The 22851-nt window shown below is 64.7% G+C and carries 20 protein-coding genes and 1 tRNA gene; 8 read left to right on the top strand and 13 right to left on the bottom strand.

Annotation, left to right across the window (positions count from 1 at the left end):
* Positions 1 to 152: 152 nt before the first annotated feature.
* Positions 153 to 229, top strand: a tRNA-Met gene (locus K7G82_RS29210).
* 178 nt (positions 230 to 407) lie between these two features.
* Here K7G82_RS29210 and K7G82_RS29205 read toward each other — a convergent pair.
* A complete protein-coding gene (locus K7G82_RS29205) occupies positions 408 to 1550 on the bottom strand; it encodes a helix-turn-helix transcriptional regulator (protein ID WP_222994042.1) in 1143 nt (380 codons plus the stop codon).
* A 246-nt stretch (positions 1551 to 1796) separates the two neighbouring features.
* Here K7G82_RS29205 and K7G82_RS29200 point away from each other — a divergent pair, with 246 nt between their 5' ends.
* Together K7G82_RS29200 and K7G82_RS29195 are read left to right on the top strand one after the other, a co-directional pair.
* Positions 1797 to 2486 carry a helix-turn-helix domain-containing protein gene (locus K7G82_RS29200; protein WP_222994040.1) on the top strand — a complete coding sequence of 230 codons (690 nt, stop codon included), beginning with the start codon at positions 1797 to 1799 and terminating at the stop codon, positions 2484 to 2486.
* A 10-nt stretch (positions 2487 to 2496) separates the two neighbouring features.
* Positions 2497 to 3651 carry a hypothetical protein gene (locus tag K7G82_RS29195; protein WP_222994038.1) on the top strand — a complete coding sequence of 385 codons (1155 nt, stop codon included), beginning with the start codon at positions 2497 to 2499 and terminating at the stop codon, positions 3649 to 3651.
* A 24-nt stretch (positions 3652 to 3675) separates the two neighbouring features.
* Here K7G82_RS29195 and K7G82_RS29190 read toward each other — a convergent pair whose 3' ends face one another.
* From K7G82_RS29190 to K7G82_RS29180, 3 genes are all read right to left on the bottom strand, one after another.
* Entirely contained in the window at positions 3676 to 4140 is a 465-nt protein-coding gene (locus tag K7G82_RS29190) for a hypothetical protein (RefSeq protein WP_222994036.1), read from the bottom strand.
* 11 nt (positions 4141 to 4151) lie between these two features.
* Positions 4152 to 5363 carry an NO-inducible flavohemoprotein gene (hmpA, locus tag K7G82_RS29185; protein WP_222994034.1) on the bottom strand — a complete coding sequence of 404 codons (1212 nt, stop codon included), beginning with the start codon at positions 5361 to 5363 and terminating at the stop codon, positions 4152 to 4154.
* A gap of 96 nt (positions 5364 to 5459) precedes the next feature.
* Positions 5460 to 6146 carry an alternative oxidase gene (locus K7G82_RS29180; RefSeq protein ID WP_222994033.1) on the bottom strand — a complete coding sequence of 229 codons (687 nt, stop codon included), beginning with the start codon at positions 6144 to 6146 and terminating at the stop codon, positions 5460 to 5462.
* A gap of 143 nt (positions 6147 to 6289) precedes the next feature.
* Here K7G82_RS29180 and K7G82_RS29175 point away from each other — a divergent pair, with 143 nt between their 5' ends.
* Both K7G82_RS29175 and K7G82_RS29170 read left to right on the top strand, forming a co-directional pair.
* Positions 6290 to 6718 carry an Rrf2 family transcriptional regulator gene (locus K7G82_RS29175; protein ID WP_222994032.1) on the top strand — a complete coding sequence of 143 codons (429 nt, stop codon included), beginning with the start codon at positions 6290 to 6292 and terminating at the stop codon, positions 6716 to 6718.
* Between the two features lie 93 nt (positions 6719 to 6811).
* The gene (locus tag K7G82_RS29170) at positions 6812 to 7984 is read left to right on the top strand and encodes a PrnB family protein (RefSeq protein WP_222994031.1); all 1173 of its coding nucleotides are present in this window, start codon (positions 6812 to 6814) and stop codon (positions 7982 to 7984) included.
* 134 nt (positions 7985 to 8118) lie between these two features.
* Here K7G82_RS29170 and K7G82_RS29165 read toward each other — a convergent pair whose 3' ends face one another.
* The 4 genes from K7G82_RS29165 to K7G82_RS29150 form a co-directional block, all read right to left on the bottom strand.
* Complete coding sequence (locus K7G82_RS29165; RefSeq protein ID WP_222994030.1) at positions 8119 to 9279, bottom strand: acyl-CoA dehydrogenase family protein; 1161 nt, start codon at positions 9277 to 9279, stop codon at positions 8119 to 8121.
* A gap of 22 nt (positions 9280 to 9301) precedes the next feature.
* Positions 9302 to 10258 carry a C-terminal binding protein gene (locus K7G82_RS29160; RefSeq protein WP_222994029.1) on the bottom strand — a complete coding sequence of 319 codons (957 nt, stop codon included), beginning with the start codon at positions 10256 to 10258 and terminating at the stop codon, positions 9302 to 9304.
* 91 nt (positions 10259 to 10349) lie between these two features.
* Positions 10350 to 11186 (bottom strand): fumarylacetoacetate hydrolase family protein, encoded by an 837-nt coding sequence (locus K7G82_RS29155; RefSeq protein ID WP_222994028.1) that lies wholly within the window; start codon positions 11184 to 11186, stop codon positions 10350 to 10352.
* Between the two features lie 34 nt (positions 11187 to 11220).
* A complete protein-coding gene (locus K7G82_RS29150) occupies positions 11221 to 12021 on the bottom strand; it encodes an SDR family NAD(P)-dependent oxidoreductase (protein WP_222994027.1) in 801 nt (266 codons plus the stop codon).
* 100 nt (positions 12022 to 12121) lie between these two features.
* Between K7G82_RS29150 and K7G82_RS29145 the strand changes: the two genes are divergently transcribed.
* Entirely contained in the window at positions 12122 to 13267 is a 1146-nt protein-coding gene (locus tag K7G82_RS29145; protein WP_222994026.1) for an L-lactate dehydrogenase, read from the top strand.
* Positions 13268 to 13364: 97 nt separating this feature from the next.
* Complete coding sequence (locus K7G82_RS29140) at positions 13365 to 14099, top strand: FadR/GntR family transcriptional regulator (RefSeq protein ID WP_222994024.1); 735 nt, start codon at positions 13365 to 13367, stop codon at positions 14097 to 14099.
* A 71-nt stretch (positions 14100 to 14170) separates the two neighbouring features.
* Here K7G82_RS29140 and K7G82_RS29135 read toward each other — a convergent pair whose 3' ends face one another.
* From K7G82_RS29135 to K7G82_RS29115, 5 genes are all read right to left on the bottom strand, one after another.
* On the bottom strand, positions 14171 to 15508 hold the full coding sequence (locus tag K7G82_RS29135) for an MFS transporter (RefSeq protein WP_222994023.1): 1338 nt from the start codon (positions 15506 to 15508) through the stop codon (positions 14171 to 14173).
* Between the two features lie 60 nt (positions 15509 to 15568).
* On the bottom strand, positions 15569 to 18241 hold the full coding sequence (locus tag K7G82_RS29130; RefSeq protein ID WP_222994021.1) for a TonB-dependent receptor: 2673 nt from the start codon (positions 18239 to 18241) through the stop codon (positions 15569 to 15571).
* Between the two features lie 189 nt (positions 18242 to 18430).
* Entirely contained in the window at positions 18431 to 19246 is an 816-nt protein-coding gene (locus K7G82_RS29125; RefSeq protein ID WP_222994018.1) for an alpha/beta hydrolase family protein, read from the bottom strand.
* Entirely contained in the window at positions 19243 to 20091 is an 849-nt protein-coding gene (locus tag K7G82_RS29120) for a phytanoyl-CoA dioxygenase family protein (RefSeq protein WP_222994016.1), read from the bottom strand. The genes K7G82_RS29125 and K7G82_RS29120 overlap by 4 nt, the downstream gene beginning before the upstream one ends.
* A gap of 135 nt (positions 20092 to 20226) precedes the next feature.
* The gene (locus K7G82_RS29115; RefSeq protein ID WP_222994014.1) at positions 20227 to 20814 is read right to left on the bottom strand and encodes a TetR/AcrR family transcriptional regulator; all 588 of its coding nucleotides are present in this window, start codon (positions 20812 to 20814) and stop codon (positions 20227 to 20229) included.
* A 169-nt stretch (positions 20815 to 20983) separates the two neighbouring features.
* On the opposite strand from K7G82_RS29115, the gene K7G82_RS29110 reads away from it, so the two are divergent.
* Positions 20984 to 22780: a CocE/NonD family hydrolase gene (locus K7G82_RS29110; RefSeq protein ID WP_222994012.1), complete on the top strand. Its 1797-nt coding sequence runs from the start codon at positions 20984 to 20986 to the stop codon at positions 22778 to 22780.
* Positions 22781 to 22851: the final 71 nt, after the last annotated feature.

Genomic DNA, 22851 nt, shown 5'->3' with positions numbered 1-22851 from the left:
TCGAACTCGGCCGTGAAACCTGACTGCGCCGATGGTACTATCGCTTAAGCGCTGGAAGAGTAGGTCGCCGCCAGGCTTTGCAGCAGGCGCATCCGGATTTGTTACATCAGAACCCATTCATAATGTTTACTACGGTCTCTTACCGCCTCTGGCGCGGGATGGAGCAGCCCGGTAGCTCGTCAGGCTCATAACCTGAAGGTCGCAGGTTCAAATCCTGCTCCCGCAACCAAGGCCGTAGAACAAAGGGCCTCCCTTCGGGGAGGCCCTTTTTGCGTTGCGAGCATGCACAACGGCGATGCGTTCGCCTTTTCACCTCCATTGCATCGAACGGGCATTATTCCACCGGCGCTGGGCGGGTTCGGCGGCGAAAGCCCGTGCCGGCCTTGGGGCCGGCGCATGCCAAGCGATCAGCCCAGCACCGCCACGCTGCGCAGGATCAGGCGGACAAGATCGGCCTGGCGGCTGACCCCGGTCTTGTTGAGGATCGTTTTGCAATAGCTGCGCACCGTATTCTCGGTCAGGTCGAGTTTGTCCGCGGCTTCGGACAGGCTGAGTCCGCCGGCGAGCAGCGCGGCGAGATGGGCTTCGGATGGGGTCAGGTCGAAGATACGGCTGACCAGCCGCTCCAGCGGCTGCCCCGTTTCGAGGCCGGAGACATAAATCACGGCGGCGGGCTCGGCATCGTTCACATAGCGTGTCGGTGCCTCGATCGCGCGCACAAGCACGCCCAGCGGACGTTCTGCATCGACATCGGCGCGAAGCGCCTCGGTCGAGCTGTCGCCGTCGCGGCGGGCGGCGATCGCCTTCTGGACGAGCTTCTGGAGCATCCCGTTACTGGCTTTGCCCGTCAGCGAGAGGCGACCCTCGGCAAGGCGGATGTCGCGGCTGGCCTCGAGCAGCCTGCGCGCGGCGCCGTTGGTACGGATCACGCGTGACGTGCCGTCGAGAATGAAGGTGCAGATGGTCAGTCGGTCGAGCGCATCGATCATCGCCTGAAGCTCGGTCTCGTCGCGCCGCAAGCGCGAGAAGAGAGCGAGCGCTTGTTCGAGGTGCGGCCGCAGCGCGATCAGCACATCCTTGTCGTCCTGGGTGAAATCCTTCTCGTCGGGGCCGGCGGTGAGCCCGACATTGGCATCCCAGCCGCCGGGTTCGGAAACATACATGCCCAGTTCGTGGCCGATGCCATAGGGGCGCATGATCTCCTGATAGAAACGGTTCTCCGCCAACTCGGCCGGCGACATCACTTCGCTCAAGGTCAGGATCAGGCCCGGGCGCGTCAGTGCATTGCGGAGTGGGTCGAGATCGCCGAGCTCGGCATGACGCTCATTGATCCGGCGCGCTTCCGCCTCGCCGATGGCTTGCGGGCGCCCCCAGACAATGAGTGGCGGGGTGCCCTGACGGCTCAGTCGCAGTACCATGCCGGCATTGCTGCACTGCATTCGCCGTGCGAGGGCTTCCAGGAAACCCTGAAAAGGCGTCGGTTCGAGCGGTCCCTGGTAGATGAGCGTCACCAGCTCATCGACGGGTTGAAGTGGTGTACCGATTCGCATGTGCATCCTGCCCCGATACTCCGCTCGCAATCCTGGAGGTAGGCCGCCTTGTCGTCCCCGAAAAGGGGGAGCAGGTTCGCGGTCCTTGATGCTCGCTCATCGTGGAAACGCTCCGGTTCCCTCGCGGCCGCAGTCTTCGGGCCGTTGGCGCTCAACAGTCAATTCGCAAATGCTCTATGTCCTGGCCTGCTCGCTCCGCTAAGCTCGACGGCATGACGGACCATCCCGGCACAGCGGCTATCACCGATGCATGACGCACTTGTGAGGGTGACGCGTCACGGACGCGGGGCATTGCCGCGCCACAGGCATGCGACAGGCTATGTCGCGGTCGTGCTGGCCGGCGGTTATGTCGAGGCGGGGGACCGCGGACGCTGGCTGGCGGGGCCGGGAACGGTGATCGTCCATGGCGCGCATGAGGCGCATTGCGATGCCTTCCAGGCAGGGGAGACCATCGTGCTCAACCTGCCCGCCCTGCCGACGTTTGAACGGGGCGCGGGATTGATCGACGATCCGGACAGGGCGATGCGCCTGGCGGAGCGGGATCCTGCTGCCGCAACCGCCTTCGTCGCCGGACATCTCCGTCCGGGCGCGCGTCGCTTCGCCGATTGGCCGGATCTGCTCGCCGATGCGATGGGGGGTGATCCGGCGCTTTCCATCACTGATTGGGCCGATGCGATGGGGCTTTCGCCGGCTTCGGTCAGCCGAGGCTTCCATCGCGCCTTCGGCGTCAGCCCCAAAAGATTCCGGATGGAGGTGCGTGTGCGGCGTGCATTGCGTGCCATCACCAGGACGGACGAGCCGTTGGCGGAACTGGCTGCCGATCTCGGCTTTGCCGATCAGGCGCACATGACGCGCGCCTTGCGGAGCATCACCGGCACGACGCCTGCCGGCCTCAGGGCAAAGTCCGTTCAATCGAAGGCGCCGCATCCGCGTTAAGCGGGGCTGCATGAACCGTCGTCACTTCGTCGCCGTCGCCATGGCGCTTGCCGCAAGCCCCGTCATCCCTGCGTTCGCGGCTGCGCCGCCCCCGATGCGCACGCGCTGGAACGTGATCGAATCCGAGGGCTATGATGCGATCGCGTTTCTGGGCGCATTATCGGGCCAAGAACTTTATCGGCACTATTATGCCGAGGATGCGGACGTTTTCGCGGCCACCCTGCCGGCGGACATTCGCACCGACATTCCGCGCCTCGCGCAGCAGGCCGAAACGGAATCCTTCGGCCTGCTCTGGCCGGTGCTCGCCAATATCCTGAGTGGCGCGGGCATTACCTCGCTCCGGTCGGTGATCGATGCGCTGGCCGATCCCGAAGGGCGCGTCGCGCCCGCATTTCGTCGCAATCCGAGCCGGGAGGAGAGCGATTTCACCTGGCTGGCCAGGCATTCCCAGCGGCTGATCTCCGTCTTTCGAGCCATGCAGGCGGCGGATTTCGCCGGGTTCAGGCGCAAGCGGCTGGGTACCGCCTTCGCCGCGCGTATCGCCGAGGTGACGAACGGCCTCGCGCGCTACGATGTCGTCCAATGGCAGGAAAAGCTGACCGGGCGCAGCTTCGATCCGGTCATCAATGTCGTGCTGCTCGCCTTCTCCAAGCCGCATGGCGCCAAGATGCTCGACCAGACGTTTCTTCAGGCGGCCGATTACGACGTCGCCACGACCGTCCGGATCGCCGCGCACGAGATGCTCCACCCTCCTTTTCCGATGGATGGCGAAGCGGCGAAGGCGGCGCTGGCGGTGCTCGCCCGCGATCCGCTGATCCCGCGCATCGTTCGGGAGCATGACCCCAAATGGGGATACACGACGTTGGAAGGGATGCTCAACGAAGACATATGCGAGGCGCTCGACCAGTTGATCAGCGAGGCGCTCGGTGTCGCGCGCAATCCGGCGGATCGCTGGCGCAAGGCCGATGACGGCATCCATGTCCTCGCCGGCGGCCTTTACGGCCTGTTGCGCGAGGATCGCTGGGTCGAGACCGGCGGCAATCTCGAGCAATGGATCGCGGCCGCGGCGCGCTCCGGCCGGTTGGGGCCGAAGATGCTCCACGCCGCCGCGGCACGCGTCCTCGAACGCCCCGTCGACCGGCTCTGGCCCCTGCCGTCCGGCTGATCCATATCCTGATCGGGCCGGCGTTCAGAAGAGGCCGTGGCTGCCGCCGATCGCCCCGATCAGGGTCAGGACGGACAGCGCCAGCAGGATATGATGCATGCGCTGCATGCGCGCGAAATCCTTGTGCGGATGGGGAGAACGCGTCATCCTGCGGTGCAGGAACAGCGGCTCCACCACGAACAGCATCGCCGCGAAGACCAGCCAGATCGCGACCATCGCGTGCATCCACCAGAATTGTGCATCCGCGAACCTGGCCCACAGGCCGCCGCGCCAGCTCATCCACAATCCGCTGGTGCCGGCGAGCAGCACCCAGATCCGCGCCTGTGGCGCGAAGCGCGCCTCGATACGGTGAAAGGCCGCGAGCCGCTCGTGCTCCGGGTAGCCGGCGCGAACCGCCGGCATCACCACCAGCGTGACGAAGCCGACGCCGCCGATCCAGAACAGGATGGCGGTGGCATGAACGATCCGCGCCAGCGTGAAATCGTCCATGCCGCTGTCCTTCAGGCTGCGAGAAGTTCGTCGGCGGGGCCGAAGAATTCGTAGTGGATCCTGCCCGCAGCTACTCCGGCAAGCGACAGCGCGGAGACCGCCGCACGCAGGAAGGGCCGGGGACCGCAAATGAAATAATCGGCTTCGCCGGCGGGCGTGTTCGCGATCAGCCACGCCTCGGTGATGAGCCCCGCATGGTCATAGTCGCGCCCCTCCACCTCGCCGTCGAGCGGGGTCTGGTGGAAGTCGGTGACGCGGACCACCTTGCCCTGCATGGCGAGCGCGCGGACATGATCGCGCATCGCATGCGTCTCGCGGTCATGCGTGCCATGGATATAATGGACCGGCATCTGGCTGTCGCTCGCCACCAGGGCTTCGAGCATCGCCACCATCGGGGTCAGGCCGACGCCGCCGGAAAGCAGCACCACCGGGCGGTCTGGCCGGTCGGGCAGGAAGAATTCGCCCGCGGGCGCCGCCAGTTTCAATACCGTGCCGGGGAATGCATGATCGTGCAGCCAGCCCGAAGCCAGACCCTGCGGCTCGCGCTTCACCGAGAGGCGATAGGTCTCGCCGTTCGGCGCGGCGGAGATCGAATAGTTGCGCTTGACCGGCGGGTGCCCCGGAATCTCCAGCCAGAAGGTCAGATATTGTCCCGGCCTGTGGCGCATGACCGGGCCGCCATCGGCGGGGCGCAGGATGAAGGATCTGATGACGCTGCTTTCACGCACCACCGCCTCGACGCGAAAGTCGCGCCAGCCGTTCCAGCCGCCCGTCATCTCCGCCTGTTCGGCATAGACGCGCCTTTCGCGGGCGATCAATATATTGGCGAGGAACCAATAGGCTTCGCCCCAGGCCGCCAGGATCTCGTCGGTCGCGGCATCGCCCAGCACAGCCTCGATCGCGCCGAGCAGCGCCTGTGCGACATGGGGATAATGTTCGGGCAGGATCTGCAGGCCGACATGCTTCTGCGCGATCCGTTCGACCGCGGGGGCCAGCGCGCCGAGATTGTCGATATTGGCGGCATAGGCGAGGATCGCCCCGGTCAATGCGCGGGGCTGCGATCCGCCATCGCCATGATGCGACTGGTTGAACAGATCGCGGATCTCCGGATTCCGGAACATGCGCGCATACATTTCGTGAACGATGTCCAGGCCGTGGGCTTCGAGCGCCGGGACGGTGGCTTTGACGAGCGCGATGCTTCGGTCGCTGAGGGGTTGCGACATCAATGACTCCTGCGGGTTTTTCGGAATGAACTGGGAGAGGGCCGCTGCGCGAACGGCGCCGGCCGGCCGGGATCCGCCCGGCCGGGCCCGGTCCCGTCAGGCGGCCATCCGGATATCGGCCGCATGCTCGGGATAGGGGGCCGGTTTTGTGGCGGGCGCTCTTCCCGCCAGTTCGTCGGCAAAGCCGTGATTGACGTCGCGGTGATGCGCCTCATCGGCACGGACGACCAGCACCACGTCACGCAGGGTCGCATTGTCGGCAAGCTTCCAGTAATGCCTGGCGATCGCCGGTGCGGGGCGGTTGGGGCTGCGGCCTTCGTCGATCTCCTGCAGATAGAGCGTATAGCTGATCACCGCTTCCTCCTCGAAATAGCCGACGACGCGGTGCGCGGTTTTTCCGCTCACCAGATAAAGCGTGAAAAAGGCGAGGTAGAAGATCCACTGCACGCCCAGGATCACGAGCCGCTCGAACAGTGTCGGCTTCGCCACCTCGATGAAGGTCATCAGGTGCATCCGCTCATTCTCCGCTTCTTCCATCAGCGTGCGGATCCAGCCCCGGTCGTCCTCCATCCGGCGCAGGCATTTGAGATGGTTCAGCGTCGCCCCGACCATGCCGGGGACCGCCGCTACCGTTTCCAGCACGATGGCGCGGTGGCCATAGCGTTTGGCGAAGAAGGTATCGGCGCAGAAGCGCAGGACCTTGGTGAAGCCGAGCGCGATGCGATCGGAAAGATCGGCCGGCTGGTGATGGACGCTGAGATCCACGAACGGGGCGTCGGACATGGGGATATGCTCCTTCCAGAGTGCCTGTCGAGCCGCGATCGATCACGACTCGAAATCATGCATCTAATCCGCATGTATAATGACCGATTGAAACATGCAACAAAAATACATATTAAGAGTGAGGACCGGATGAAGGACCCGCCATGCGTCTGACGCGCTACACCGATTATGCGATGCGGGTGCTGCTCTACCTGGGCAGCCAGCCCGACGACCGGCTATGCTCGATCGGTGATATCTCGCGCGGCTACGGCATTTCGCAGAACCACCTGATGAAGGTCGTCAACGATCTGGTGAACGCCGGCTATGTGGAAAGCGTGCGCGGGCGCTTCGGCGGCATCCGCCTTGCCCGCGCGGCGGAAACGATCAACATCGGGCAGGTGATACGCCATACCGAGGACAGTTTCGAACTCGTCGATTGCGGGAGCTGTGTGATCGCCCCGGCCTGCGGGCTGACGGGGGTGCTGCACGAGGCGATGGCCGCGTTCCTGGCGGTATTCGATCGCTACTCGCTCGCCGATCTGCAGATCAACAGCACGGGCCTGCGGGCGTTGCTGCTTGCCGATACGCGATGAGGCTGGCGGGCGTCATCCCGACGACCCCATAGCGCACCGATCACGCCGGCCTTTGCTGATAGAGCCGGTCCAGACAATGTCCGGGGAGGACCCATGAGCTCAAATGCCGACGCTTTCGATCGCTGGATCCGCGGATCCTTTGTCGAGATGAATACCGAGCTCGAGGAGCTCTATTTCGCGCAGGACGACCGTTCGAACGTGATCGGCATCGGCGATCCGATCAAGGCGCGGTTGCGTGACGAGGGGCACGAACATGTGGCCGCGCTGCTGTCGGAAGGGAATACCGGCGACGGATTTTCCAGCGCTTTCGGTGTTCTCGGCAATGTCGGACTCTATCTGGGCGCGCTGCGGCGACACGAACTGACCAATCCGGAGCGTGAGGAGCGTTCACCTTTCCCCGAAGCCTCGTCGCTTGCGCTGCATGTCGGCGCCTCGATCGGGATGGCGCCGCGTTACGCCACCGCGCACCTCGCGACGCATAATCTGGCGATTCGCGGCGTACGGAAGAGTTTCACGTCGCTGAAGGACGAATTTCTGTTCATCGACGAGAATACGCGCGGCATATTGGGCCTGCAGCGCGCGGCCGATGCGCTCGGCCGGGTGGTGCATCTGGGCGTATCGAGCCCGATCGCGGAACAATTGTTCCGTGACGCGCGTGCCGCGCTCGACGATGTCGTCGCCTTCAATGCCGGCCTGGCCGAGGCGCTCGATATCGAGCGTTTCTTCTATTGCGTACGGCCCTATTACAAACCCTATCGGGTCGGCCGGCAGGAATATCGCGGCGCGAATGCCGGCGACTTCTCCGGTATCAACGAAATCGATCTGCTGCTCGGCCTGACCCGCGCCAACGACCCTTATTATGCGCAACTGCTGGTCGACAAGATGCCGTTCATGCTGCCCTCCGAACAGGCGAGGCTGCGCGAATGCATGAGCCAGCGCAGCCTGCTCGACGAGCTGCTGCTGCTCGTCGATGATTGCGCGGATGCGCCCTGGTTCCGCGTCAACACCCGGGCCTTTCTCGAGGCCTGCGACGCCTTTGGTGAAACCGCGCGCCAGCACCATGATCTGCTGGTGGAGAAATTCATCGCTGGGCCCGCGAACAGCCTTGACGAACGGCAATTGCAAGGCATCACCTCTAGCGGACCGCCTTTGGAGGTGCTGCTGCGTTCGCTCAAGATCCTGCGCGATTATCGCTGTGCCGAACCCGATCCGGCGGGCCGGTCGCGCCACGCCGACATTGCCCGCCTGCGCGCGGCGGTCGGCTGACGGCAGCCGCAGGCCTGCGAAGCGAAAATCGCGGTAAACCAAGACCTGGAGCATATGATCCGCTTCCGGCGGATCACAGCATGTTCCAGATTTGACGAGCGTCCGTCGGGACCGGTTGCCGCAGCGACGGGGCGTCACGCCGTCGCCGTCTTCCAGTCGCGCCTGATCTTCTTGGCGAGGCTCCATTTATGGACCTCGGTCGGCCCGTCATAGATGCGAAAGGCGCGGATCTCGCGAAAGGCCTGTTCGACGATCGTATCCTGGCTGACGCCGTTGCCGCCCATCACCTGGACGCAGCGATCGACGATGCGGAACAGCGCGTCCGAGACCGCGACCTTCGCCATCGAGCTTTCGGCGGTGCCGAGCGAACCGGTGTCGAGAATGCCCGCGCACCAGTCGATCATCAGCTCGGCCTGCTTCAGATCGATCAGATTTTCGGCCAGCATGAAGCCGACGCCCTCATGATCGATCAGCGGCTTGCCGAAGGCCATGCGGCGATTGGCATAGTCCACTGCGATCTCGTGCGCGCGCGTCGCCAGTCCGGTCCAGCGCATGCAGTGCGAAAGCCGGGCGGGGCTCAGCCGGATCTGCGCATATTGAAAACCTTCGCCGCTTGCCCCCAGCATCTGGTCCGCCGGCACGCGCAGGTCGACGATATCGATCAGCGCGTGTCCGCCGGGCATCGAACTGTCGATCGTATCGATCACGCGCACCGTGCGGATCGCGGGATCGGGCAGATCGACCAGGAACATGCAGGCCCCGTCATCGGAACGCGCCATGACGATGCCCACCCTGGCACCTTCGGCGCCGGTGATGAATTTCTTGCGGCCGTTGATCACCCAGTGATTGCCGTCGAGCCGGCAGGTGGTTTGCATCATCGAGGGATCGGAACCCGCGCCGCCCTCTTCCGCCGGCTCGGTCATGAAAAAGGCCGATCGTGCCTCGCCCTTCACCAGTGGATCGAGGAAGCGCGCCTTCTGCTCGGCGGTGCCGACCTTACCGAGCAGATACATATTGCCTTCGTCGGGCGCCTGGGTGTTGCAGGCGAGCGGTCCCAATGGGGACAGGCCGGTCTTTTGCAGCACGATCGCGGTTTCGCGCTGTGTCAGATGTGAACCATCGGCCAGGATATGCGGCGTGAGCACGCCCGCCGCGCGTGCCTTTTCGCGCATATCCGCGACCAGGGTGTCGCTCGGCCCGTGGCGGTCGCGGCGGTCGTCGCCTTCATAGGGCACGATCACGTCGCGAATGAACGTCTCGATTTTCGCGGCGATCTCTTCAGCGCGTCTGGTCACGAGGATCCTGCCTTACCTGGAATCAGCCGGCCGGAGCCGGGCGCCGCATCGGCGCTCCCGTGAGATGCCGTCTGACTTCGTCGGCGGCAAGGCCCTGAAGGCGTTCGATCGCGCTTATCGAATACCAGGCGGCATGCGGGGTGAGGATGAGGTTGGGGCAGGTGCGCAGCGGTGAATCGAGCGGCAGCGGCTCGGTTTCGAACACGTCGAGCGCGGCGCCGCGCAGCAGCCCCGACTCCAGTGCGCCGGCGAGCGCGTCGGGATCGACAAGGCCGCCGCGCGCGGTGTTGACCAGCGCGGCGCGGCCCGGCCTGGCGGCCAGCCGTTCGGCATTCACCACATGGCGGGTTTCGGGCGTGAGCGGGCAATGGAGCGTGATCGCGTCGGCGCGGGCGAACAGCGTGTCGAGGTCGACGGCCTCCGCGCCGAGTTCCGCCAGCACCGCTTGATCGGCATAGGGATCGGCGACGATGCTCCGGAAGCCGAAGGGCTTCAGCCGCGCCAGCACGCCCTGGCCGATCCGGCCGAAGCCGATGAAGCCGATCATGGTGTCGGCGAAGCTTTGCAGCGCGCCGGAAACGCCGACCGCGTCCCATTTGCCGTCGCGCACCGATCGATCGAGCGGCAACAGGCATCGGAGCGTCGCGAGGATGAGCGATGCGGTATGGTCCGCCACCTCGCCCGTCGCATAATCGGGCACATAGGCGACCTTCACACCCCGCGCCTGCGCCGCCGCCAGATCGATATTGTCGAGCCCGATGCCGTAGCGGACGATCAGCGAACCCGGTGCCAGTTTCGCGATCGCCTGCGCCGTCACCTGCGCGAACTGGACGATCAATATGTCGGTGCCGTCCGCCGCCGCCGTCACGTCATCGGCGCTGGCGCATTTCGCCTCCACGAACTCGGCGCCGAATTCCTCGGCGACCGCGCGTTCCTGCGCCAGCGCCGGGAAGGTGGCATCGGTTACGGTGATCTTCATGGTCGTTCCTCACGAATATGCGGTGGCACCTGCCAGGGCAGCGCGCCTTTGATTTGAACAGCCGGCGGGCGCTGGTGCCCGAGGCGCGATTTCAGTCGATCAGGCGCACCGTCTGCCGCTGTACGCCGAGCCCCTGGATCCCCAGCGAGACGCGATCGGCGGGTTTCAGATAGACCGGCGGGCGCTGCCCCATGCCCACGCCGGGCGGCGTGCCCGTCGCGATGATGTCGCCCGGCTCGAGCGTCATGAAGCGGCTGATATAGGAAACCAGGAAGGCGACGCCGAACACCATCGTCCGTGTGGAGCCATCCTGCATCCGCTTGCCGTTGACCTCCAGATACATGGCAAGATCCTGCGGATCGCCGACCTCGTCGCGCGTGACGAGCCAAGGCCCGACCGGGCAGAAGCTGTCCAGGCTCTTGCCCTTCAGCCATTGTCCCGTGCCTTCGAGCTGGAAGGCGCGTTCGGATACGTCGTGAACGACCGCATAGCCCGCGACATGGTCGAGCGCGTCCGCCTCGCTCACGCGCGTCGTCCGCTTGCCGATGACGACGCCGAGTTCGACTTCCCAGTCGACCTTGTCGGCGCCGGGCGGGATGCGGATATCGTCATTGGGGCCGCAGACCGATGTGTTCGCCTTCATGAAGAGAACCGGCTCTGAGGGAACCGGCATGTTGGTTTCGGCCGCATGATCCGAATAGTTGAGCCCCGCGCAGACGACCTTGCCGACGCGCGCGACCGGGCAACCGAGCCGTTCGCCGTCCGGCACGGCGGGCAGATCGGTGGCGCGCGCGGTGGCGAGCCTATCGAGCACGCGTTCGAAATCGGTCTCATCGCCGACGATCGACGAAGCGTCGCGGACGATGTCCGCATCGTCCACCAGTCCATAGCGTTCCGATCCCGCGAGACCGAACCTGACAATACGCATAGCTACCCCTTTGATGATGTCGCCGACGATCGGCTCAATATGTCGCGCGGCCGCCCGAAAGATCGAACACCGCCGCCGTGGTGAAGGAATTCTCCTCGGTCGCCAGCCAGCAGATCATCGACGTCGCTTCAGCGATCTCGAGCATGCGCCCGCGCGGAATCTTCGAGAGGATATATTCGATATGCTGCGGCGACTGCGTCATCGAAAGCGACGTCTTGGCAAAGGCGGGGGTGACCGCGTTCACCGAGATGTCGTGCGTCGCCAGTTCCTTGCCGAGTGATTTGGTGAGCGCCAGCAGGCCGGCCTTTGCCGAACTATAGGCCACCGCGTTCGGATTGCCTTCCTTGCCGGCGATCGAGCTGACATTGACGATCCGGCCATAACCCTTCTCGATCATGTGCGGCACGATCGCGCGGCAGCAATAGAATGCGCCGGTGAGGCCGACATTGACGACATCGCGAAAGGCCTGGGGCGGATAATCCCAGGTCGGCACGTTCGGCCCGACCAGCGCGGCGTTGTTGATCAGGATGTCGATCCGGCCGAAATGATCGATCGCCGCGCGTGTGGCGGCTTCGACGGCGGCGAGATCGCTCACATCCACGCGTTGGCGCAGCGCTGCCGCGTCGGGGCCGATCCGTTCACCCGCGCTTTCCAGCACATCGCCGTCCCAGTCCCACAGCGCCACCGCGCCGCCGCCCGCGAGGATGCGTTCCGCGACGCCGAAGCCGATGCCCTGCGCGCCGCCCGTGATGACGGCGACCCGGCCCGCGAAATCATAGTGGTTCGAAGCCGCGCGGCCGGCGGCATCCGGGTCCGGGGAGGTCTGGGTCAACATCGTCTCACATTCTATTAATTCGCCATTGTTGTTGGCAATAAGTATGATTACATGCTCTGTGTCAAGCGCGTAATTGAAGACTTAAGGGTGGATCTGCGACATGAAAATGGCGGCATCGGCGTCCGACTATCGCGATCTGGCGCGGCGCAGGCTGCCGCGCTTCCTGTTCGAATATGTCGATGGCGGATCTTATGACGAGGTCACGATGCATCGGAATCGCGCGGATCTTCAACGGGTTGCGCTGCGGCAGCGAGTCCTGCGCGACGTGTCCGACGTCGATCTCGGCGTCGAGATCTTCGGCCGGCGCCAGGCGATGCCCGTCGCGCTCGGCCCGATCGGGCTGGCCGGGCTGCTCGCCCGGCGCGGCGAGCGGCAGGCGGTGGCGGTCGCGGAGGATGTGGGCATCCCCTTCTGCCTCTCCACGGTTTCCGCCTGCTCGCTGGGGGAGGTCGCGGAGGCGGCGCGCGCGCCATTCTGGTTCCAGCTGTACATGATGCGCGATCGCGGCTTCGTGCAGGCGTTGCTGGCGGAGGCGCGCGATCGTGGCTGTTCGGCGCTGGTCTTCACGGTCGATATGCCACTGCCGGGGTCTCGCTATCGCGACTATCGTTCGGGGCTGGCGGGGGTGCCGGGCCTGCGCGGCGCGGCGCGGCGCTTCGGCCAGGCGCTGCTCCGGCCGGACTGGGCTGTCGATGTCGGGCTGATGGGACGGCCGCACAGTCTGGGCAATGTCGCGCCGCTGCTGGACCGCAAGAGCGGTCTCGACGATTTCATGGGCTGGATGCGGAGCAATTTCGATCCTGGCATAACGTGGCGCGATCTCGACCATATCCGCTCCGTCTGGTCCGGCCCGCTTGTCATCAAGGGCATTTTGGATGTGGAGGACGCCCGCGCCGCCGCCGCGCTCGGCGCCGACGGGATCGTGGTCTCCAATCATGGCGGCCGTCAGCTCGATGGCGTTCCGTCGGCGGCGGAAGCGCTTCCCGCGATCGCCGAGGCGGTCGGGGGGAAATTGCGGATTTTCGCCGATGGGGGTGTTCGTTCCGGGCTGGACGTTGCTCGCATGCTGTGCCTTGGCGCCGATTGCGTGCTGCTCGGCCGGGCCTGGGCCTATGCGCTCGGCGCCGGTGGCGGGCCCGCCGTGCGGCACATGCTGTCGCTGTTCGAAGCCGAACTGCGCGTCGCGCTCAGCCTGACCGGCGTCACCCGGGTCATCGAGCTGGATCGCGGCGCGCTGGCGGCATGACCATGTCGGCGGGCGGGCTGCATGGACGTTTGTGGACGCGCATATTAGTGTGCCGCGAAACCGTCGATTCATATGTCAACATGCGAGCGAAGAGCCAATGAAAGCCGTCGAGGGCAAAGGACTGCACGGTCGGGTGATCCAGGACCTCGGCGCCGCGATCGTGTCCGGCGAGTTCGCGCCCGGATCGACGCTGCCGGGGCAGGAGGAATGCTGCGCCCGGCTCGGCGTCAGCCGCACGGTGCTTCGGGAAGCGCTGCGGGTGCTGGCGGCCAAGGGGCTGGTCGATGCCAGGCCAAAGGCCGGCACCTTCGTGCTGCCGCGTGAAAACTGGAACTTCCTCGATCCCGACATCCTGGAATGGCGGCTGCGCTCCGACGATCGCGATGCCGTGCTCGATCAGCTGTACGAGCTCAGGCACATGGTCGAGCCGACCGCCGCCTATCTCGCGGCGTCGCGCGCGAAACTGCACGATTTCCGCAAGATGGGCGAGGCGTTCGACGCCATGGCCGCCGCCGGGCGCAGCCATGACAGCATCGAATCCGATCTGGCCTTTCACCGCGCGATCATCGAAGCGTGCGGCAACGACATGTTCGCCTCGCTCGGCCGGGTGGTGGAATCGGCGCTGATCATCAGCTTCCGGATCGGAGCCGACAATCCCGATGGCGTCGAGCATTCGCTGGCGATGCACAAGGCCATCCTCGACGCGATCGTCGACCGCAACGCGACGGAAGCCCGCAACGCGATGCGCAAGCTGATCGACTATTCGAAAGGCACGGTCGCGCGCGTTACCGGGGAGAAGCCCACCGCGCCGCGCCGCCAATCGAAGTCCTGATCGGTACTCAGCACGCCGTCCGGGCTGAGCTTGTCGGGACGAAGTCGGCCGTAGGCCAACCCCTGTTCTTCCTAAACCACGGCATGCTCAGCGCTTGGCGCCATCGCATGTCGTGCGCGCAGCTTCCTGGCGACCACCATCAGCGCGGTGAGCGCGATCGGCGCCCACACGATCATCACGAACACCAGTGACAGGCCGATCTTCGCCTTGTCCTGAAGCACGGCTTCGGTGAACCAGCTCACCATGGTCGGCCCGATGAACAGCCCCATCACCGACAGGAAGGTGACGTAGACCGCGCCGATACTGGCACGGAACGAAGCCGGCGTGCCGAGTTGCAGCGCCGCCGGCGCATATCCCGCATAGGTATAGGTCGCGCCCCAGAAGATGATCGAGGCGAGCAGGAATGCTGTCGGGCTATGCGAGAGGATGCCGGCGATCATCGCCGGGATCGAAAGGCACAGGGCGATCGCGGGCACCTTCGCATGCGCGTCCACCATGCCGCGATTGTACAGCCGCTCGACCAGCCAGCCCATGCCGAGCAGGCCGATCACCCCGGCGATCCCCTGCGTCGTGCCATAGGCGAGGCCAACCGTCTCGATCGGCCAGCCATAGGTGCGGCCCATATAGGCCGGCGTCCACACGTGGAACGCCGTCACGATGACGTTCACCGATCCGAATGCGAAGGGGTAGCCGAGATAGAATAGGGGATCGGTCCGGATCAGTGCCCAAAGGCCCGACGAAGGCTGTGCTCCGTCTTGCGGACGCGTCGATGCCGCACGCACATTTTCGCGCAGCAGCAGGGCCAGGGGCGCGGCCAGGATGGTCAGCCCGCCGACCAGCAGGAAGGTCAGCTGCCAGGGATGGAACCGGCCGAGCAGCGGGATGGTGACGCTGCCCGACGCCGATAGCGCGTGGACCACCCATCCACCGCCGACGATCGCCAGCCCGCCGCCCGCGAAGGCACCCACCGTGTAGAAGGAATAGGCGGTCGCCAGCCTTTTGCGCGGCACCTGTTCGGCGATCAGCGAATAGGCGGCGGGCGACAGCCCCGCCTCGCCCGCGCCCAGGCCGAGGCGGCTGGCGAAGAACAGCGCGAAGCTGCTCGCCATGCCCGAAATGGCGGTCGACAATCCCCAGAAGGACACCACCGCCATGCACAGCCAGCGCTTGGAATAACGGTCCATCAACCGGCCGAGGGGAATGCCCGCCGCCGCGTAGAAGATGCCGAAGGCCGGGCCGAGCAACAGGCCCATCTGCATGTCGGTGAATTTCAGGTCGTGCTGGATCGGCTCGACCATCAGCGAAATCAGCGCGCGATCGACGAACGACAGGAAATAGAAAAGCATCAGGATGGCGACGAGGGCCCAGCCCGAAAACAGACCCCTCGTTTGCGGTGCAGGCGGGCTCATATCATCCATTCGTCGCCTGCCTTCCCGCTGCCGCCATCCATTGCCGTTCGCGAAGGCCTATCAGAGCTTCAGCGAAACCGTCATGTAAAAGGCCCGGGGCTGATTGGGCAGGACCGAGAAGAGCTGGTTCGGATCGGCCGCCACCTGCTGCGGTGTCAGCGTCTGCCGGTCGAGTGCCGTCAGCAGGCTGCCGCTCTTCGCCCAGCCCATGATGCCGACGGTGTTGAACACGTTGGTCACATTGGCCTGCAGGCTGAAATTGTCGGTCACGTCCCAGGCGAGGCCGGCGTCGACGGTGCTGAAGCCGGGCAGGTACCAGGCGTCGCGACGATTGGCGGCGCGCTTGCCGAGATAGGAATAGGTCGCGAACAGCGAGAGCGTCTCGACCGGGCGATATGTCGCCGTCGCGCGCGCGATGATCTTCGGGTTGTTGTCCGCCGTGCCCTTGGGCACCGTGCTGACGATATCGTCGGTCCCGTCGCCCTTCGGCCCCTGCGTATAGGTGCTGAACCCGCTCGACTTGGGATTTTGCAGCGTCAGGTCCGCATGCAGGTTCAACTGGCGCGTGATGTCGAAATCGCCCGAAATCTCGATGCCGTAGGTCTCGACCTGGCCGAACACCGGCGGCGGCGAATAGTTGACGCCGGCATTGGGCGTCCCCGCCTTGTAGGTGAAGGTCTGGTTGTCGGCGATGTCCGAATTCTTGCTCCAGAACGGGAAGGCCTGGATGAAGATGCCGTCGGTGCGATATTTCAGCCCCATCTCGATCTGCTGGATCTTCTCCGCCGACGGGAAGATCGTCTGGATCGCGGCAGCGGTGGTGATGCCGGAAAGGATGCCGAAATCGGGCGCCTTTTGGCCGCTGGTGTAGCGGACATAGGCCTGGAAACTGTCGCTGAACTTGTAGGCGACCGATCCGGAATAGGCGAAATAATCATATTTGCGCGTGAACGGCATCCGCGCGCCGCGGCCCGTGGTGGCGTTGTCGTACAAGGTCAGCGGATTGCCGTCGCGCCCGCCCGTGGTCAGCTTGTTGCCGGTAAAGGCCACCGGCAGATAGAAATAGGAATCATAGTTCAGATTCTCGTAGCGGACACCGGCATCGATGGTCAGCCGGTCGGTCACTTCCCAGGTATCGCCGCCATAGATCGAGATGTCGGTCACCTCGGTGCCGTTCTGGCGGATGGCCAGGCCCTGGCCGATGCCGGCCCAGCCGGAGCTGTCGGTCACCTGATAGATGGTGCCGTCGGGCCGCGTCAGCGTCGTGCTGAGCATCACCGGGCGCGGGGTGAGCGTCATCACGCCGCCGCCGGCGCCGGAGAACAGCACGTCGAGGTTCGACTTGTTGAAATAGGCGCCGATCGCGAGATGGTGCCGGCCGAAATCGCCGGTCACGGTCAACTGGTCCTGGAAGCTGCGCGAGCGCATGTCGGGCTGATAGGCGAGACCGGCCATCACGCCGCCGGTCAGGATATTCTGGCTGGGCAGGTTGTTGGTGACGATCGTCCGCGTGCCGCCGACCTGCGAGACCACGGCGGCGACCGTTCCGTCGGGCAGCCGATATGTATAGGTGCCGTCGATGCCGCTCGTGCTCTGGATCGTGCGGATGCCGCCATCGGCATCGGTCAGCGGCGTGGCGAAGTTGACCGCGACGGTGTTCCAGTGCGCCTTGTTGCGCGAGAAGCGGAACTTGTTCTGGATGGTGATGTTGTCGCTCAGCTCGTGGCGCCAATCCACGTCGAAGGCGACGGCCTTTTCGTTCACCAGATTCGATCCGTCCCAGGTCCGCTGCTTGCCCGTCGCGAAATCGGGATAGGCGTGCGGAGAGGGCGGCGGCAGCACCGACGACAAATTAGTATAGGGCGCCAGGATCTTCGGATCCTTGAAGTCGCGCGCCGGCAATGTTTCGAACCAGCCATTGCGGTCGTTGAGATATTTGCCGCGAATGGTCAGCGAGCCGCCGTCATAGTCCCACAACAGGCTGCCGCGGATCTGCCCGCCCTTGTTGAGCTTGTAGCCCGGATAACGCGCGCCGTCGCTTTCGCGGTAGAAGCCGGCGAGCGTGTAATAGAGGTCGCTTTCGCCGATCCGGCCGCCCGTATAGGCGTCGAGCCGGTAAAGCGGCGATTTGCCGTCGCCTTCGAGGCCGAGCTTGAGCTGGAACTGGGTGCCCGGCGCCGACTTTCCGGTCTTGGAGATATAGTTGAAGATGCCGCCCGGCGCGTTGGCGCCGGTGACGACCGCGGTGCCGCCGCGCAGCGCCTCGACACGGCTCGTCATGATATCCAGGCGGCTGAAATAGTCCGGGCCGAAATTGGTCGTCGTCATCGGCTCGACGGGAAGGCCGTCTTCCTGCAGCGACACGTAGAAATAGCCGCCCGCGGCCTCCAGCGACCGCGCGGACACGCCGCGCGAAAAGACGATATTGCGGATCTCGCCCAGCGAGGAATTGACGAAGACGCCGGGCACGCTCTTGAGCGCATCGGCCGAACTGATTGGCGCCTGGCGCTTGAGGATCTCTTCGGTGACCGCCGTGACCGAGATGGGCGCACGTTCGATCGACGTCGCGTTGAACACGCCGGTGACGATGATGTCCTGATTTTCCTGCGTATCCTGGGCAGTGTCGGCGGAGCCGCTCTGCGGCGTCGGGGCCTGCGCATGGGCGCTCGACACGCCGGCCAGCGACGTCATGGCGATAGCGGACACGGTAACGAACAATGCTTTGCGCGACATGCTTTCCTCCTCCCCCGAACGACCGACTCTTCCGGCCGATTTGTCTTTGTCTAAAGACTGCGTAGCTCGTGCTGTGCGGAGCGATTATGCCATATTGTTTCGCTTCACATAAAACATTTAATATGCCCAATGGATTTTTCCGTCAACCCGCCGATCGCGAGCCGCGTAATCGGGCGGCGTTGAAAGCTGTCAGCGGCTGGCGTCGCTTGTCGTGCTCGCGGCGCCGGCGGGCGATTCGGCTTTTCCCAAAGGCACCGCATCGCCGCTTTCGAACCATTGCAGGGCCTTGCCCCACATCCAGGGTGTGAATCGATGCGCGGTTCCGGGCTCGCGTGCGATCCTCAGCCGGTCGGGGCAATCGGCATAGAGTGCGCCCAATGCGTCGATGAAGGTCTCGGCGCCTTCGGGCGGCACCTGCCGGTCATCCGCACCGCACGCGAACAGCATCGCGGGGCGGTGCGCATAATGATCGATGTTGGTGAGCGGATTGAGCCGGTGATAGAGGCTCCATTCGGCTTCACCCGCTCTGCCCTGGGGTTCATGCGAACCGGGGCGCAGCCAGTCGGGCGTGGCGAGTGTCGCCGCGACGCGGTCGATCCGTCGATCGGCACCCGCCGCCGCGACCGCGATGTCTCCGCCCATCGAGATGCCACCGATCGCGGTGCGCGGTTGGATATCCAGATGTTTCAAGGCCCAGTCGATGATGCGGGGGGCTTCGTCTGCGCCCTGGGCCAGGATCGGCCAGAAATGACGACGCAGATCGGTGCGCACGCGAAGCTTCAGCCTGTCGCGCGTTTCGGTGCTGCGTGCGCCGTGCTGCGGCAGATCCCAGCTCAGCGCGATGAAGCCGCGCCCGGCGAGTTCGGCCAGTTGCGGCTCCACATCCTCCTTCGACCAGCTGAAGGCATGGAGCCAGAGCACCAATGGCCATGGCCCGTCGCCCGCGGGCCGTGCCCAGAGAAGCGGAATCTCCCCCAGATGGCCCGAGCGGAACTCGACGCTCATTGTGACAGGGCGGCCCGGTCCTCCGCGATCCATTTGTCCCACATTTCCTCGTCGGGCCGCAGGAACAGTGCGTTCGCGCGGGGCTCAATCGCATCGTCCACGCCGAACAGCCGCATCAGCCGCCGATCGTTGCGCGCGCGCGCCATCTCGACGATCCGCTGCACGCTCGGCCCCTTGTGATTGTCGCGTGTCGGCAGCCCAACGCGATTATAATAGGTGCTGAAGAAATAGCGCGGCTTGCCCGACGTGTTCGGCGTGCCGCTGTGCAGCAGCGAGCAATGGGTGAACACGACATCGCCAGCCTTCACCCGCAGCACCGTTTCGTCGGGATGCGGCAGCGTGCGATGCGCCTCGGACTCGATCGTCACCGCGCGTCGATGCGATCCTTCGACGACGCGCAGGGGGCCATATTCGTCGGTCAGGTCCTGGAGGTAGCAGATCGCGTTGCAGGCGGTGGGCCGGATATATTGCGGGCCGTCGGGCATCCAGCCCCAGCGGTCCCGATGCCAGAAGCTGACCGTGCCCTCGGCCTGTTCCCTGGGTTCGGACGGAAACGCCATGAAGGTAAGGTTGTCGAGCTGGATGAAGGGGCCCATCACGCGCTCGGCGAAATCGAGAATCGCCTGGTTGTTGACCGCCGGCAGCATCAACCAGGGTTCCTGTTCCAGCGCGCTGGTGACGCGCAGGCGCGGTTCCGGTGCATCGCGCGGCGTGTTGCGACGGACCATATCCTCGTAGCAATCTTTCCAGGCCTGCATCTGCCCGGCATCGTATGCGCCCTCGAAAATCGTGTAGCCGCGCTCGCGGAATTCGCTCAGGCGCTGCTCAAGATTCTTCACCGACATGCGTCATCTCTCCTGTCGCGCGGAAAGCGGGCGTCGCCACTTGTCCGCTTTAACGATCCATTTTATGTAATATAGTATGATTATATTTCAGGCGAGGTCAACCGTCGTATCGCGGTGTGCAAGGTGGCCGGGTCGTCAATCGCCGTTGCAATCCAGAAGCGCCGTCAATTCCCGCGTCACGATGCGCCGGAATTGCTCGAGCGAGATGCTTTCGGCGACCGCCGCATAGTTGCGCAGGCCTTCGAGCAAGCAAAGGATCGATAGCGCCCGATCCCGGGCCTCCTCCTGCCCGAGGCGGGGGCACAGGCGGCGCACCATCGCCTCCAGCACATCGACCGCATGGCGGGTCACTTCTTCGACGAGCGGCCGCAATTCCGGTGCGCGCAATCCGTCCATTTGCAACTCGCCCAGCGATATCGCGCGTTCGCGTCCGCCGGGGCCGGCCAGAAAGTCGAGGCTGTCCAGCCTCCATTGGACGAAAGTCTGCGGATCGGGCGCCGTGCCGAGCTTGTCGAGATGTTCGAGATTGCGTTGCAGCATCCCCCTCAGCAACTCGGTTTTTGTCGGAAAATGGACATAGACGCCGCCCTTGCTGAGCCCGGCCGCCTTCGCCACGTCGCGTAGCGTGGTCTGGTTCCACCCCTTTTCCCAACAGCAACGATCGACCGCGTCGAGGATCCGCTCGCGGCGGTCGGCCATATAGTCTTCCGGGCGCTTGGGCATGGCGTTCCTAAAATCGTTCCGACGCGGATGATGTCATCTACCGGCTCGCAAACCCCCGTAAACCCGGGAAATCCAAAGTCGCCAGACCTAAGCACAGCCCGCCAACCGTCACAAGTTCTTTACAAACCGGCCAGCCGCCCTTTATTTGAGCGGCACGGGAGGATTCGATATGGGCAAGACGATTCAAGGAAAATCGCGCCGCGCCAGGCTTGGCGCGGCATCACTGGCGGCGCTGCTGCTGCTTTCCACGGGCGCGGGCGCACAACCCGCGCCGGCAGTGCCGGGCAAGCCGCTGCGTCAATTGTTCGATCTGCGCACGCCGATGCGCGACGGCGTCGAATTGTCTTCGGATGTGTGGCTGCCGGAAGCGGACGGCAGATATCCGGTCATCCTGATCCGCACGCCTTATGTGAAGACGGATCCGATGAGCGCTCAGGCCGTCGTTCTCGGCCGATATTTCGCCGAACATGGCTATGCGGTCGTCGTCCAGGATGTGCGCGGCCGGGGCGATTCCGACGGCAAGTTCGATTTCTATTTCCAGGAGGCGGCGGACGGCCACGACAGCGTCGAGCAACTGGCGGCGCAGCCATGGTCTAATGGCCGGGTCTGCATGATGGGCGTTTCCTATCTCGGCGCCGTGCAATGGCTGGCCGCGAAGGAACGTCCGCCCCATCTTGCCTGCATCGCGCCGACATCGCCGTCCGGCAGCTATCAGGACGAACTGCCGCGAACCGGCGGCGCCTTCATGATGATGTGGGCGTTGATGTGGCTCAACGAGACATCGGGCCATGTCAGCCAAGGCGGCAATATGGGCGCGGCCGATTTGGCGCGGGTGTTCTCACATCGGCCGCTGCTGACGATGGACGAGGCGTTCGGCCGGCGCATGCCGCTTTTCCGCAAGTTCGTGGAGCACGACCTGCTCGACGATTACTGGAAGCGCATCCAGCTGGGGCCCGACGATTTCGCCGGCATCGATATTCCGGTCCTCGCGACGACCGGCTGGTTCGATGGCGATCAGGAGGGCACGCTCCATTATTGGCGCGGCATGGAGGCACGTGCCGGCAGCGCGAAGCACCAATATCTGACGATCGGACCCTGGAACCATATGCAGTCCTATACGGGCGGTGCCGAGAAGATCGGCGAACTCGCGCTTTCGAGGGACTCGATCATCGACAACAAGGCGGTGCACCTCGCTTTCTTCGATCGCTATCTGAAGCAGACGACATCGCACTTCGATCGGCCCCATGTGCGCCTGTTCGTCAGCGGCAGGAATGTCTGGCGCGATTTCGATACGTTCCCGCTGCGGGAAGCGACGGAGACGCGGCTTTACCTGTCGAGCGGCGGTGCTGCGAACAGTGCGGCGGGCAATGGCGCGCTGGGCTGGGCAAAGCCCGCGCGCGCCGGTCGCGACACCTATCTGTACGATCCGAAGAATCCGGTGCCGCTGAACCTCAACGCGGAGCTGTTCGCCGGGGATCGCAAGCAAGCCCAGTCCCGGCCGGATGTGCTTGTCTACACTTCCCCGCCGCTCGAAAAGGTCGTCGAGGTGATCGGGCCGGTCGCCATGGAGCTGTTCGCCGCCAGCGACGCGAAGGACACCGATTTCACGGCGGCGATCTCCGATGTCGGGCCGGATGGAAAGGCGATCTTGCTGGGGTCCAAGCCCGTCGGCATCATCCGCGCCCGCTATCGCCACGGGCCGATGGCGCAGCCTTCACTGCTGACGCCGGGCAAGGCCGAACGCTATCGCATCAATTTGGGCGCGATCGGCCATGCCTTTCTGCCGGGGCACCGTATCCGCGTCGAAATCTCGTCGAGCGCCTTTCCGATGTTCAATCCCAACCAGAATACCGGCAACCCGATCGCGACCGATACCGAATGGAAGAACGCCAATCAGACGATCTTTCACGGCGGCGCGCGCGCATCGGCGCTGATCCTTCCGGTTTATGCCGGCAAGGACGACTGAGTCTCAAAAGTCCCGCGGCTTTGGGGGCGATGGTCTCGGCAAACCGATCGAGACCACCGCCCTCCGGCCGG

It is taken from the genome of Sphingomonas colocasiae (assembly GCF_019880585.1).
GTDB lineage: Bacteria > Pseudomonadota > Alphaproteobacteria > Sphingomonadales > Sphingomonadaceae > Sphingobium_A > Sphingobium_A colocasiae.
This window is presented reverse-complemented; position numbering and strand designations above follow the sequence as displayed.